The following is a 13,564-nucleotide window of genomic DNA, read 5'->3' on the forward strand; positions in this document are numbered from 1 at the left end:
AATAGGGAAGTTCCCCGGAAGATTCAGGGAACTTCCCTATTAGCATTGTGAATAGGTGCACGTACAATAGGAGCTGGGGATCAATTGCCATTCATTACGCTTTAGAAAAGGTGATGGAAATGATCAAAAAGCTGCAGCTTCCGCTGCAAACAATGAATCTGGTGCTTGGCTTTATGGTATGGGTCATCATCTCCGCGCTCTTGCCGTTTATTCGAGAAGATATCTCCATTCCGGCAGACCGGCTCGCTATTCTGACGGCTATTCCGGTGGTGCTGGGTTCGGTCCTCCGGATTCCGCTTGGCTATTACGCCAATGTCGTGGGAGCACGAATTGTTTTTATCGTCAGCTTTATCCTGCTGCTGTTTCCGGTTTATTTTATCAGCTCGGCTTCATCCTTTACGCATTTGGTCATCGGTGGCTTGTTTCTGGGGATCGGAGGGGCCGTGTTCTCGGTCGGTGTGACCTCATTGCCTAAATACTATGCGAAAGAAAAGCTGGGACTCGTAAATGGGATTTACGGGATGGGCAACATTGGCACCGCCATTACCACGTTTGCTGCACCGGTCATCGCGACTCAGATCGGATGGTCCAAAACCGTCCAGCTGTATTTAGTACTGCTGCTGATATTTGCCGTGCTAAATGCACTCTTAGGTGACCGTAAAGAAATCAAGGTGAAAACACCGATTATGGAACAGATAAAGGGTGTATATAAAAATGAAAAACTGTGGTTTTTCTCTCTTTTTTATTTCATCACATTCGGTTCGTTCGTAGCCTTTACGGTGTACTTGCCGAACTTCTTGGTTACCCATTTCGAGCTTGCGAAGGTGGACGCCGGGATGCGGACGGCAGGATTCATTTTGGTAGCCACTTTATTACGCCCTGTAGGCGGCTGGCTTGCGGATAAATTTAAACCGCTGTTCTTATTAATGGGCATATTCTTAGGGCTCACGGCTGCGGCCATCCTGTTGGCATTCTCTCCATCCATTGGCTTATATACGGCCGGATGCTTAACCATTGCCGTTGGTGCCGGTCTCGGAAACGGCGTTATTTTCAAACTCGTGCCCCTATATTTCAACAAGCAGGCGGGCATTGTGAACGGTATCGTGTCCATGATGGGCGGCCTTGGCGGATTCTTCCCGCCGCTGATGCTTTCCTTTATCCATTCGGCCACAGGGCAGTATTCCATTGGATTCATGGCCTTATCGCAGGTTGCGCTTGCCAGTTTCGTTATTGTGGTATGGATGTACTACCAGGACAAACTTTCCGTGCAATCCGAGGTGTTTAACTCCACCGGCCAGGGGATTCTGGTTACGGATCCGAACGGTAGGATCAATGCCGTCAATCCGGCATTCACGAAGTTAACCGGATATTCGGAGGAGGAAGTGCTCGGCAAAAATCCGAGCGTATTGAAGTCCGGAAGACAATCACCGGCGTTTTATCAGGCGATGTGGTCTGAAATCAGAGAACACGGGAGCTGGCAGGGGGAGATTTGGAACCGCCGGAAAGACGGAGAAGAGTACTTGGAGCTACTGACGATTAACGCGGTAAAGGACGAATCGGGTGACATCGTACAATATGTGGGTACCTTCAGCGATATTACTTATCATCCCCCTGGCCGTTGTTCGAATGGCTGAAGAGATGAATCATGATGGGTATGAGTTGATGGATTGGAGAGGGAGAGACGCATGAAAAAGACGAGGATTGTCATCCCACGGGAGCATGGTGGCTGGGCTATGGTCAGTGTACCCTATATCATAGGAATGGCGGCAGCCAAGCCGGTTCTGCTGCACCTTCCTCTATTTTTGGCCTGGTTATGTTTATACATGGCGTCCTATCCGTTTCTGCAATCCTTAAAGAAGACGTCCCAACGTAAAACTTGGGTATCCTGGGGGATCGTTTATGCCCTTATCGCCGTTGTTTTTCTAATTCCGGTGCTTGTCTTCAAACCGTCGATGCTCTGGTTTGCACCTGTGCTGCTCATCCTGATCATGGTGAATGTTTGGCATGTCCTTCAGAAAGCGGAGCGTGCGCTGTTAAATGATATTTGCGCGATTCTGCTGTTCTGTACCGGAGGCGTCGCTGCTTATATGCTGGGGGGCGGTGGTTTCGATCCGATGCTTGCCACCGTCATTGTGTATAATTTCCTATATTTCACGGGCACCGTGTTCTTTGTCAAATCGGTATTCCGTGAGCGGAAAAACAGGCGCTGGACGATATACGCAAGAATATATCATGCTGTCATGTTGGTTCTGCCGATCATCTTCGGGAATCCGTGGATGTGTCTGCCATTCGTATTTCCGTTCATTAAGACGTTACTGTATTCCGGAAAAGCAATGAAACCGATGAAGGTCGGAATAATCGAGATTGTGGGTTCCGTCCAGTTTTTATTGCTGTCCATGATCTTGATGTAGTCTGCCGTTTTCATAAAAATCGATTCCATCGTCCATTCTGTTATAATAAGTGAAGGTATACAGAAGGGAACGATGTTCATATGACATATACAGCGCAGCAGGTGGCCGAATGGATGGTGGAGGAAATCCGGTTTACGGGTAATTTGTATCAGACAGAGGCCATCCGCTATGTACGCGAGAACTTCGGGGAAGAGTTTGTTTTCGTTAACGAAAACGGTAATGCCTCACTGTCCAAGGAAGTGAAAAAGGCATTCCGCAAACTGCATGGCGGTCGGATCGCTTGGGATCGTGACGGCTTCATGTGGGCATGGACGTAGGTTTTGCTGTGGAAAAAATAATAAGGGGAAAGGGGTCGGCTTGCCACCCTGCCTATCATAATGAAAAACAGCTGCCTTGAAACCAGGGCAGCTGTTTTCCATCTTGACTTATTTGATTCGGTGAATCGTAAATTGTCCGGTTGAAGCGTGCAGGGCTTTCACAGCCTGCTCCGGGTCCAACTGGCGATGCCGCTCTAGCGCATAACGGAACTCGTAGAAGCCGCCGAGCGTCGCCTTGAAGTTGGTTTCCCAGTAGTTGGTCAATATCCAGGCATACGTGGAAGGACGGCTGTCCGCAGACTGCATGGTGTGGAGCAGCCGGGGGGCGTGCTCCAGCGTTCCCAGCTGTACGAGCGGCGTGTCTGTCATGGACAGAATGAGCGCTTCCCGTTCTTTGGCCGAGTGCCAGAATATTCCCTCTTGGACACTGGTGTAATCCAGGCAGGTTCCGGGAATCTGATCCTTCCATGGCCGGACATGACAGCCGGCTTTTTCTACATATAGCTCGGCTTCAGTGCCCATAGTGAATGGCAAAGCCACGTAAACATTCTCCGGCAGCCAGACGCTGTCCTTGTGGAAGCGGACGGACACCTCGACACGAGGTTGGTTCGCATACATCTTGATGTGTAGGGCATAGTAGCTGAGCCCTTTCACGTCAAAGACCAGCTCCACCAGGGCAAACAGCGGTCCGTTGTCCAGCACTGTGACTTGGGCCAAGCGTCCGGTATCCCGCTGGACGTTCGTGCCCTTCCGGTTGCGTCCCATGCGGCGGCGGGTTGAGCATATTTCGGACGGATTATGCTCATCCTGTGCCGGCGTTACCTCGTACACGGGGGTGAATGGCGCGTGCTCGCGTGCATCGTCCAGCAAGTCTGCCGAGCGTGTCTTATCGATCCATGCCGTAATGCCTTCGTTCATCTCCCATTCGATCCGGAAGGATTCGGATTCGATCGAACGCTTGCCCACAACGATTGGATATGGAGTTATGGGCTGGGTTTGGATGTCGGCAATTCCTTCGCATGCAATCGGTTCGGTGTTGCGCGCAGTCACCATGTTCCCGGAAGCGGAGAGTGCATCCGGTGTTTCGTGCGGATGGATGTACAAGATCCGGGACTCATCCGGTTTAAGTGAGAGCTGCGTGACAAGCGCCCCCGTGTGTGCCAATTGGTACGGTAGCGCCTGTCCGGTCGTTTCGTCGATTAGCTCGAACTTTTTCTTCAAGATCACATGTTCCCAACCATCCAGCGGGATGGCGACCTGCAGCGTCGCCGCGGCCGGCTCCGTGTTGATCACCTCGTAGCGCAAGGGACGATGAGGGGCAAGCAGTGCGCCCTGACGGGCAACAAGCGTTTTATCCAGCGCCCGGTAAGCCAGCTTGCTGGCTTCAGCCGCATAGGCTTGCTTCCGCACCTCCAGCATTTGCACCTGCGGGTGCCATGGCTCATACACGGAGGAATGATAGCCCCATGTATGCTCCGCGTACATGGTCAGTGCTTGTGAGGCATCCTCGATCTCGGTCAGGCTTGCCGCACCATGGACCGGATCGAGCCGCTTGACCTTGCGAAGGGTGCGCTGGGCATCCCGGTAAATCTGGGTATGCATCGCTGTTGAAGCCACCCCATCGGTCCACCAGTCCGGCCAATCCCCCCGGTGTACCGGAAGCGCGGACAGGTCCTCCTGTTTCAATGCTGCAAAAAATTCGGACAGCGTAGCCATCTTAATGGTGATTTGGTCGCCGTATTGTTCATTCCAATTCGTAATCCACTCCGCGATATCCGCATTCGGGGATGCATTGTCCGTGCCTAGGCCGGAGACCATGACCGGAACGAAGGAGTAGGGGTAGGATTCCTGCTCGAGATTCCATAAATACCGGTTAATCCGTAAAGCAGCGATGTCGTTATGACGTTGTTCAGGCTCCATCAGGTTATGCTGAAGCTCGTCTTTGATGATGTATTTACCCAGTGCATCCGGACAGAACCCGAGCTCGTTGCCGAACATATAATGTTCGCCGTTCCAAACAAGCAGCTTGCCGCCACTTGGACTTTCCCACCAGAACGGCGTTTGTTTGCGGCCCAGCGGATACATGCCGTGATGCGTATGGATGCAGGAAAACAGGTGCTCGATGTTATGTTGCAGCAAGCTTTCGGCATACCCCCAGCTGTACCCGTTAATGTCGGCGGTCATGGCGCTGTCGATCCGATGTCCGAAGGTCTCCGCGAACCTTTGCGCCTTGCCGTGATTCCGCAGAAGGAGGTCGAAATCCGGGAGCTCGGTCATATTGAGATAGGTTCCGGACAGTTCGATATCGCCACGTTTCACCGCTTGTTGAAAAGCTTCTTTCTCTGCCGGAGTTGCTTCTTCGAGAAATTTCTCCACGGCCCAGAAGGTCTCGCAGGTCCAGCGGAATGTTTTCCATTCCGGGCGCTCCCCGCGGTGTGCGGCTTCCGTGATGTCAAGTGCCTGGCGGATAAAATCCACATGGTACTGCTCAATTCTTTCTTGGCGCTCGGTGTAGCCGATATCTGTGTGGGAATGATGGATGACATAGATCGTCCAGGGGCGGGCGGGTCGATGACCGCCTTGCGTGGATAGGTTCATAATATTGGTGACCTCCTATAAATTAATTGGGAGCGGAAACATGATGATCCGAATCCCCGAATAACTTCTCAATGCCGTTAAACACAGCCGCCGTTCCATCTGCGAGACTGTGAACCGGAACGGCATGCCTGCCTAAAGCTAGCTGGATTTCCCTTTCCCATAAGGGCAAGCTGTACGAGATTTGTCCGCCTAGCACTAGGCGGCTAGGTTTGAACTCGGATAGATAAGGGAGAAGCATCTCTCCTAGCTTGGTGCCGTATTCCCGGAATACATCCTGAGCTTGCGTGTTACCGCCCTTGGCTGCTTCAGCGAGGTCGGCTACATCGATCCCGTCGGTCAGGAGACCCCGCTTCGAAGCCATGTTCAGAATGCCCCTTCTCCCGAAATAGCTGTCCACGATGTGATCCCGGTAAGGCTCCGCAAACAGCATTCCGCTGCTTGGGATACCGTGTCTACCGGCTACGATTTGACCATTCTCCACAAAGGCAGAGCCAAGGCCTGTACCGAGCGTAAGGCATAGGAGACGCTCCGATGGGAACCGGATGGAGGCCCCAAGCCCGAACATGAAGGCGTCATTCCCGAACCGGATATCGGCCGCAGTCAGACGATTCATTGTGACACCCGGGAAGGATGGCTTGAGTCTCTGAAATTCGAAACGGAGCAGATCCCGAACCGACAGCTTGAACAGGGCTTCATATTTGCCGATGCCTTGAAGAAGCGCGATGCCCTTTGCATAATCGAAGGGCCCCGGAAAAGCAAAGCCGATCCGGATCGAATCGTAATAATCCAATGGCCGGAAGGCCGAAGCGTAATAGGTGATCAAATCATGACAGGCTTGAGCAAAGCTGGCGATTGTATCCGCCGCGGCTCCTTGGGATTCTGAAGGCCGGGTTAGGAACGAGCCGGGGATTAGCTGCCCGTTCACGATGAGCGCTCCCTTCAACGCAGTGCCGCCAGCATCGAGCGCGATCGTGATAGGGGCAGGGGAAGGCACGCTTTCTGGATCGGCGCTTTCATTGCGGCTCATTGAAACTCCCCACTTTCGGTTGCCCAGTGAGGCGGAAGAAGCGGAAGATTCCACTCCGGATTGACTCTGGCGGCGATCAAGGTGCACGGGGAGCCGGACAGGTTCTCCAGACGGTATTCTCCCACACATGCCGGGACGATGTAGGATTCCGCATAACCCCATTCAACGGCCGCACCCTCGTCCGCTGCCGGTACAAGGCGGACACGTTCACCTTCCACAAGGTTGTACATGACGAATTCTCCTTGTGTGTCTGCATTCCATGTTTCATGCAGGGTCAGCCTGCTAACCTGGAATAGCAGATCATCCCGTTGACCGAGCAGTTCCTCCGCACTACGGCCTTGACGGCTTATGACGGTTGGCTGGGCGATAAGTCCGCTTTCTACCGCTGACGTATTCATGGCGTCATTGATATTGTGGCGTGCATGCTCAGGGTTCATCGGGCGCGGCTTGCCATCCGCGTCCATCCGTAAGTAATCGTAGATCTTGAACGTGAACCACCAGGTGGTTGAGGAGATTTCTAGCACCAGATTATCCCTGCCAGAGCAGTGGACCGTGCCTGGTGGAATGAGGTAAAGATCCCCTGTTTGCGAATCGTACTCGTTAACGTAGTCGGAGAGCTGAAGCGGCTTTTCCTGAAGCTGGGCGTCTTCCACTGCTTCAAGCAGACGTCCGCCGCTAATTCCTTCCTTCAGCCCGAGATACACCTTGGCTCCCGGGGCATTCCGCATGATGTAGTACGACTCTTGCTGCGTCATATGTTCATTGAACCGTGACTCGGCATATTCTTGCAGCGGATGCACCTGCAGCGATAGCTCGCCGCCCTGCATTGTATCCAGATAATCAAACCGGATCGGGAAATAATCGCCGAATAGCCTGACATTACGCGTTCCCATGATCTCTTGAGGCGCTGCCTCCATCAGCAATGTGAACGGAATCTCGAAGGTGATATCCTGCACGCACAGTAGAAGCGTATTCTCGGGAGCGATGGGCTCAAAGCTCCAGGCGCAGTTCGGCCATTCGTCGGGAAGGCCGCATAATTCCTTAAGGTATTGACCACCCCATATTCCCGGGGCAAAAAACGGCTTAACCCGAAACGGCTGCTGACTAGCTTTATGCAGTACGTTTGCCAAGGTTGCTGCCGGCAGCCACACCGGCTCTTCCGGACGATTGAAGTCCATGTAGAACGCTTTATTGTCCGAGCGTTCGGCATGGGTATAATGGGCTAACCAGTCACGACGGTAAGTCTCCCAGACGGGCCATTCGAGAAATAAACAATTCTTGTAAGTCTCAACCTTGTCGTGGGAGATGCCCAAGCCGAAGCTGCCCATATGCTGGGCATGACGCCGCTGCTGGTTTTCGCGGGAGTAATCGGCGTAGAAACGAAGGTCGGGGGTCCGGCCTTCAAGCAGCGAAGCGCCGGGTCCGTGCAGTACGTATATGCCGCGCATCGCGTCAGATTCAAGCGCACTTTTTTTCAAGGCAGACCGTGCGTCCTGTTGAAAATATTGAATGGGACGTACATCGGTTGCTTTATAGCCGAATGCCCGGTTGTCAGTCAGATAAGGAGCCATCTCGGCCCGGAGCTCGGCTTCGGGTTTGACATAATCGGACGTGGAATCGCATGAGAAGGTGATCCCTTCTTGCTCACAGGTTTGCTGAAGCTTTGCCAGAAGTTTATCGAAATCCGCGCCGTGTGTTCCGTCAAGCGTAATGAAGATACTGCTCTTTTCTTGCACTTCATGCTGGGATTTTTGTTTGTAGGTCGATAAGATCAACGAACACCATGAGTCGATCCCGCTCTTCATGAATTGGGGTCCGTTTCGAAAGTCCAAGTGGTTGATCGGGTGTGATTGAAAGGCTGTTGCAGGTTTCATGGATAGATGGATCCTCCCTTCCGGAATGTCTGTTACGACTTCATTGTAGAAGGCAAGGGAGGATCCGTCTTTATAAAAAGAGGAAGTGTTTTTGTACGATCAGGACATCGACGTCTCTAGCCGCTAAAGCTCGGAGTCGTAACGACCTTCCGAAAACTGCGACCGCCGGAAGCGGGCCGGGGTTACACCAAGCTTAGATGTAAACACCCGGGTGAAGTAGTGCACGGACTCGAATCCGCAAGAGATGGCAATCTCTTTGATCTGCCGGTCTGTATTCAGAAGCAGGTGTTTAGCCTGCTGCACACGCTGCTCCTGCACATAATGAACAAAGGATTGATGTCCGTATTTCCGGAACAGTCTTGTCAAATGACGGGTCGTAACGTGAAGATGGCCAGCCACCCGCTCCAGCGAGAGCGGCTCGCCCAGATTATCCTTGATAAACAATTCGGCCTGATGAAACATCGAAGCTCCTTCTTCGTTTGCTCCACCATCGGAAGGTTCTTGGTAGAAACCGGGGCCGTGGGCTGCCAGAATCGATAATATGAGTGAAATAGCCATGCTGTTCAGCATATGCGGCGGGTGCTGCTTACCGCCAGAGCCCGACTGAAACACGGATAACAGCGAAAGCCACAAGAGTCCGGGCGCTTGCCCGGCACCTTCCTGAAGCACCGGAATGCCTTGGCTGGCTAACCTTCGGAAAGCAGCCGTATGGAAATCGTTGTTTGCCGATTCATCCAGCTCAAAGGCAACATAACATAAGGCCAAGCCTTCTCTGCTCTTAATTTGGTGCTGGACCCCCGGCCTTGAGAGAAACAGGGTGCCTGGATGAAGATGGAATTCTGTCTCGTTTTCGATATACGATCCACGGCCTGTCAACACGTAACAGGCTTCAAAAAAAGAATGCCTATGCTCCGTATTATCGTAGTGGCGCGGCATAAATCCCCAGTAGTGGATCCGGATGCTCAGTTCCTGCTGATCGATACGGTTCAGGGTTCGGTTTAATATGGAATTGGCCCGTTTAAATAACGGGATGAAAGTTTCGTCATTGATTTGCATGGGAGATGGTGCTCCTTCTGGGAATTGGCAAATATGTCTACCAAGAGTATAGGACTAAATAGTAGTTATGATCACTCTCTATTTTATATCACAGATAAGTTTTATTGAAAAAATGGGTATAGTGATGTAATGCATAGACAGCTACACATGTTCTTCATAAGTAGCTGCTATGCTATGAACATTCAATATAAGAGAGGAGTTCATCATATGTCAGCAAAGAAACGATGGAAGCCGCTTATTCTGGTTGCGTTAGCATCCCTCATCCTCATACTGGGTGCCTGCGGTAATACGAAAAGCGCAAACCCCGATAACAAGGAAAACACGGAGGCCACCGGGAACATGGATGACATGGATCATGGCAGCATGAACCATTCCGGCTCGGGGGAGGTTCCGGAAGGGTTGAAGTCGGCAGAGAATCCAACCTATGCGGTGGGCACCGAAGCGATCATTGAATCCGACCACATGCCCGGAATGAAGGGGGCAAAAGCAACGATTGTCGGGGCGTACGATACGACGGTGTACACGATATCGTATACGCCGACGAGCGGCGGACCCGAAGTAAAGGATCATAAATGGGTGATTCATGAGGAGATGAAGGATGCCGGGAAGGAGCCCCTAAAGCCTGGAACGGAAGCCGTCGTGAATGCGGATCATATGGAGGGAATGAAGGGAGCCACTGCCGTTATCGATTCCGCCGAACAAACGACGGTCTATATGGTGGATTTCACGACGACAACCGGCGAAGAAGTCAAGAACCATAAGTGGGTGACGGAAAGCGAGCTGGCCCCCGTACAATAGAAGTTTTATGAAAAAAAGAAAACAATCGTTCTCTATACATGAGAGCGATTGTTTTCTATGCATATGGCCGTACGGTTCAGCTTTCTTTGATCTGCTTCAGTGCGTCCGTCACTTCCGGATAGCGAAACTGGAAGCCGTGACGTTGGGCCTTAGCCGGCAGGATACGCTGGCCCTTTAGCAGAATGAGCGACATTTCGCCCAGGATGGCTTGGAGCATGAAAGCAGGCAGGGGGAGCCAGTGCGGACGGTGATAGACCTTGGCGATGCTCCTGCCGAATTCATCGTTCGTGACCGCATGCGGGGAAGCCGCATTCACGACTCCGGATATGTCCTCGTGCAGGATACAATAATCGATGAGTTCCACGATATCGTCGATATGTATCCAGGAGAGCCATTGCTTGCCGCTGCCGATCTTGCCGCCTACGCCTAGTTTATAGGGCAGCAGCATTTTGGGAAGGGCTCCGCTTTTACCTCCCAGAACAACGCTGATGCGCAGCTTAATTAACCGGTCAACCGGGATGCGGTCGGCCGCTTGCTCCCATTGCAACACAACCTCGGACGGGAAATCCATAACCGTGGCAGGACTTTCCTCATCAAATGTTTCAAACTCGGATGTGCCGTAAATGGCCATCGCCGAAGCTTGAACTACGACCGGAGGTTTATGCTCCAGGCGGTCCATCAGTTCGGCTACGGAGGAGACGGTTCGTTGTCTTGACTGAAGGATTCTCTGCTTGCCCGCTTGCGTCCAGCGCTGACTAAGGGAAGAGCCAGCTAGGTTAACGATGGCATCCAAATCCTCAAACCGCTCGGGATGGGACTTCATCTCATCCCAGGTCAGATAGGATATAGGCCCATCTTGTTGGCGATGGGGAGGAACGTCCGGCTTCGATCTGGTGACGATGATAACGTCATGCCCGTCGCGCTGCCAACGCGAACACAATGCCTGCCCAATGAAACCGGTGCCTCCGCAAATGGCTATTCTCATATGAACCTCCTTATACTTTTAATTTGTCCTGAACATTATACAATCCATTATACAAAAAATGCGGTATGATTCCGTTATATGATTTTTCGGTCATTACTTCATTTTGTCCATGATTTAAATGGTAAGGGGTGCGGGATGGGACTTATAGAGAAACTTCAAACTTTGATCATCATGGGCGCGGTGGCAATCGGGCTGTTATTGGGGCAGTTTCCGGTTGTTTCGGAATATGCAGACTACGGGATCGTTCCTTTTTTGCTGCTGATGTTGTATGGATTGTTCTTGACGATACCGCTGCAGCAGTTAAGAGAGGCGTTCAAGAACATCAAGTTTCTGGGGGCGAGCACCGCCATTAATTTTATCTGGACGCCGCTGCTTGCTTGGGGACTCGGCGCTGTTTTTCTGTCGGCTCACCCGGCGCTTTGGATCGGATTCATTATGTTGATGGTGACCCCATGTACCGACTGGTATTTGGTGTTTACCTCGATTGCCAAGGGGAACGTGCCCTTGTCAACATCGGTGCTGCCCATTAATCTGATCCTCCAGGTGCTGCTGCTTCCGCTATATTTGCTCTTGTTTTCCGGTACGATCGAAACGATATCGCTGGAAACGTTGATCGAAAGCGTGCTGCTTGTGCTTGTAGTTCCGTTCACTCTTGCACATCTCACCCGTTTCTTGCTGAGAGCGAAGAAAGAGGCGCTGGAGCACAAGGTGCTGCCATTTTTTGGACGGGCACAGATTGTCTTTCTATGTCTTGCCATTGTCGCGATGTTTGCGTCACAAGGGTCATACTTATTGAACCATATGGACATGATTTATATTCTCATTGTTCCGATCTTGATTTATTTTATGATGAATTACACGCTGGGCAGCGTAGTGGGCAGAATGCTGCGTTTCTCTTACGAGGATTCGGTCAGCCTCCATTTAACAATCATTGCCCGGAACTCCCCGGTGGCTCTCGCGATCGCCGTGACGACCTTTCCGGAACAGCCGGTCATTGCCCTTGCCCTGGTTATCGGACCGCTGATCGAACTGCCCGTGCTTGCTGTTGTCTCTCAGCTGCTGCTTCTATCAAGAAGAATGAAAGTGAAGTCGATTAAATAACTGTGCTCAGACCCTATCAGGAAAGTGGCACGGTGAATCGCAGTATCAGGATAAGCTGCAAAGCTTGAGTGAGAGAGGAACCAGAAAAACAGTTTGCCGCACCCGTTGTTATTTGAGCCAGGGGGTGAACAAACTGTTTTTTATGCAATTGCAAGTCTGTTTCGGATCGTCACGCAAACGCTTGCCTTACGATCCCAATGGCCTGGTCCAGTTCCGCTTTGGTGATGATGAGCGGAGGGGCGAAGCGGATAATGGATTCATGGGTTTCTTTGCAGAGCAAACCGAGATCCTTTAGTGTCTCGCAGTAGGTTCTGGCTGGAACCTTCAGTTCCATGCCGATGAATAGGCCCCTGCCGCGCACCTCCTGAATATCGCGATGCCGGATGGATCGAAGCTGCTGAAGAAAATAGTCGCCGAGCTCCTTGGAGCTGCCTTCCAGCCCTTCCTCCAGGAATACATCCATGGAAGCGATGGCCACCGCGCAGCCGAGGGGATTCCCGCCGAAGGTGGAGCCGTGGGACCCCGGCTCGAATACACCGAGAATATCGGCGTCCGCCGCCACGGCAGAGACTGGGAAAACACCGCCGCCCAGCGCTTTTCCAAGGATGTACATATCCGGCATGACATCCTCCCAGTCGCAGGCAAAACGTTTTCCTGTCCTGCCGAAGCCGGTCTGGATTTCGTCCGCGAGCAGAAGAACGCGATGCTGCTTGCACAGCTCCATTGCGCCGCTAAGGTATCCGTCAGGGGGGATAATGATGCCGGATTCTCCCTGGATCGGCTCTACAAGAAAGGCGGCCGTATTCGGTGAGATGGCCTGCTTCAGCGCTTCCAGGTCGCCATAGGGGATGACTTTGAAGCCCGGCGTGAAAGGGCCGAAGTCTTCCCGATATTCGCTGGATGAGGAGAAGGAAGTGACGGTGATGGTGCGGCCGTGGAAATTACCTTCGCAGACGATGATTTCGGCCTGATTGGCCGGTATGCCTTTCTTCCGGTAAGCATAGCGGCGTGCTGCCTTGAGTGCCGTCTCAACAGCCTCGGCCCCCGTATTCATGGGAAGAATCATGTCTTTGTGGGTGAAAGCAGACAGCTTCTCGTAAAACTCGCCCAGTTGATCATGATGGAATGCGCGCGAAGTCAGTGTCACCTTATCTGCTTGTTCCTTTAAAGCGCCGATTATTCGGGGATGACAATGACCTGCATTCAGCGCCGAGTAGGCGCTTAACATATCGATGTACCGCTTGCCGTCCGAATCCGTCACATGGATGCCTGCAGCTTTGGCAATGACAATGGGTAACGGGTGGTAGTTTCTCGCACCGTACCTTTCGGCTTTCTCGATATGTGGGTTTGAAGGGTCCATAGTGTAACCTCCTTGGGAGTCTTAAGAAACCTAACCG

General features: G+C 52.2%; 11 protein-coding genes. 5 read left to right on the forward strand and 6 right to left on the reverse strand.

What is annotated here, in order from left to right; translation table 11 throughout:
* The first annotated feature begins 119 nt into the window (after positions 1-119).
* From MHH48_RS10740 to MHH48_RS10750, 3 genes are all read left to right on the forward strand, one after another.
* Entirely contained in the window at positions 120-1,634 is a 1,515-nt protein-coding gene (locus tag MHH48_RS10740; RefSeq protein ID WP_076320775.1) for a nitrate/nitrite transporter, read from the forward strand.
* 51 nt (positions 1,635-1,685) lie between these two features.
* The gene (locus tag MHH48_RS10745; protein WP_076320776.1) at positions 1,686-2,411 is read left to right on the forward strand and encodes a YwiC-like family protein; all 726 of its coding nucleotides are present in this window, start codon (positions 1,686-1,688) and stop codon (positions 2,409-2,411) included.
* 80 nt (positions 2,412-2,491) lie between these two features.
* Positions 2,492-2,728 (forward strand): hypothetical protein, encoded by a 237-nt coding sequence (locus MHH48_RS10750; RefSeq protein ID WP_076320777.1) that lies wholly within the window; start codon positions 2,492-2,494, stop codon positions 2,726-2,728.
* 108 nt (positions 2,729-2,836) lie between these two features.
* Here the strand turns inward: MHH48_RS10750 and MHH48_RS10755 are convergent, their stop codons facing one another.
* The 4 genes from MHH48_RS10755 to MHH48_RS10770 all read right to left on the reverse strand — a co-directional run bounded on the left by MHH48_RS10755 (position 2,837) and on the right by MHH48_RS10770 (position 9,283).
* Positions 2,837-5,326, reverse strand: coding sequence for a glycoside hydrolase (locus tag MHH48_RS10755; RefSeq protein ID WP_076320778.1), 2,490 nt, complete (start codon positions 5,324-5,326; stop codon positions 2,837-2,839).
* A 22-nt stretch (positions 5,327-5,348) separates the two neighbouring features.
* On the reverse strand, positions 5,349-6,353 hold the full coding sequence (locus MHH48_RS10760) for an ROK family protein (RefSeq protein WP_076320779.1): 1,005 nt from the start codon (positions 6,351-6,353) through the stop codon (positions 5,349-5,351).
* Positions 6,350-8,227, reverse strand: a complete 1,878-nt coding sequence (locus MHH48_RS10765; RefSeq protein WP_076320780.1) for a class I mannose-6-phosphate isomerase — start codon at positions 8,225-8,227, stop codon at positions 6,350-6,352. Before MHH48_RS10765 ends, MHH48_RS10760 begins: the two co-directional genes overlap by 4 nt.
* Positions 8,228-8,350: 123 nt before the next feature.
* On the reverse strand, positions 8,351-9,283 hold the full coding sequence (locus MHH48_RS10770) for an AraC family transcriptional regulator (protein ID WP_076320781.1): 933 nt from the start codon (positions 9,281-9,283) through the stop codon (positions 8,351-8,353).
* Between the two features lie 207 nt (positions 9,284-9,490).
* On the opposite strand from MHH48_RS10770, the gene MHH48_RS10775 reads away from it, so the two are divergent.
* On the forward strand, positions 9,491-10,081 hold the full coding sequence (locus tag MHH48_RS10775) for a YdhK family protein (RefSeq protein ID WP_076320782.1): 591 nt from the start codon (positions 9,491-9,493) through the stop codon (positions 10,079-10,081).
* 76 nt (positions 10,082-10,157) lie between these two features.
* On the opposite strand, the gene MHH48_RS10780 is transcribed toward MHH48_RS10775, so the two are convergent.
* Entirely contained in the window at positions 10,158-11,066 is a 909-nt protein-coding gene (locus tag MHH48_RS10780; protein WP_076320783.1) for a TIGR01777 family oxidoreductase, read from the reverse strand.
* A gap of 135 nt (positions 11,067-11,201) precedes the next feature.
* Here MHH48_RS10780 and MHH48_RS10785 point away from each other — a divergent pair, with 135 nt between their 5' ends.
* On the forward strand, positions 11,202-12,167 hold the full coding sequence (locus MHH48_RS10785) for a bile acid:sodium symporter (protein WP_076320784.1): 966 nt from the start codon (positions 11,202-11,204) through the stop codon (positions 12,165-12,167).
* Between the two features lie 169 nt (positions 12,168-12,336).
* Here MHH48_RS10785 and MHH48_RS10790 read toward each other — a convergent pair whose 3' ends face one another.
* Entirely contained in the window at positions 12,337-13,527 is a 1,191-nt protein-coding gene (locus MHH48_RS10790) for an ornithine--oxo-acid transaminase (protein ID WP_076320785.1), read from the reverse strand.
* Positions 13,528-13,564 lie beyond the last annotated feature (37 nt).

This window comes from Paenibacillus sp. FSL F4-0100 (genome assembly GCF_037993005.1).
Classification (GTDB): Bacteria; Bacillota; Bacilli; order Paenibacillales; family Paenibacillaceae; genus Paenibacillus_AQ.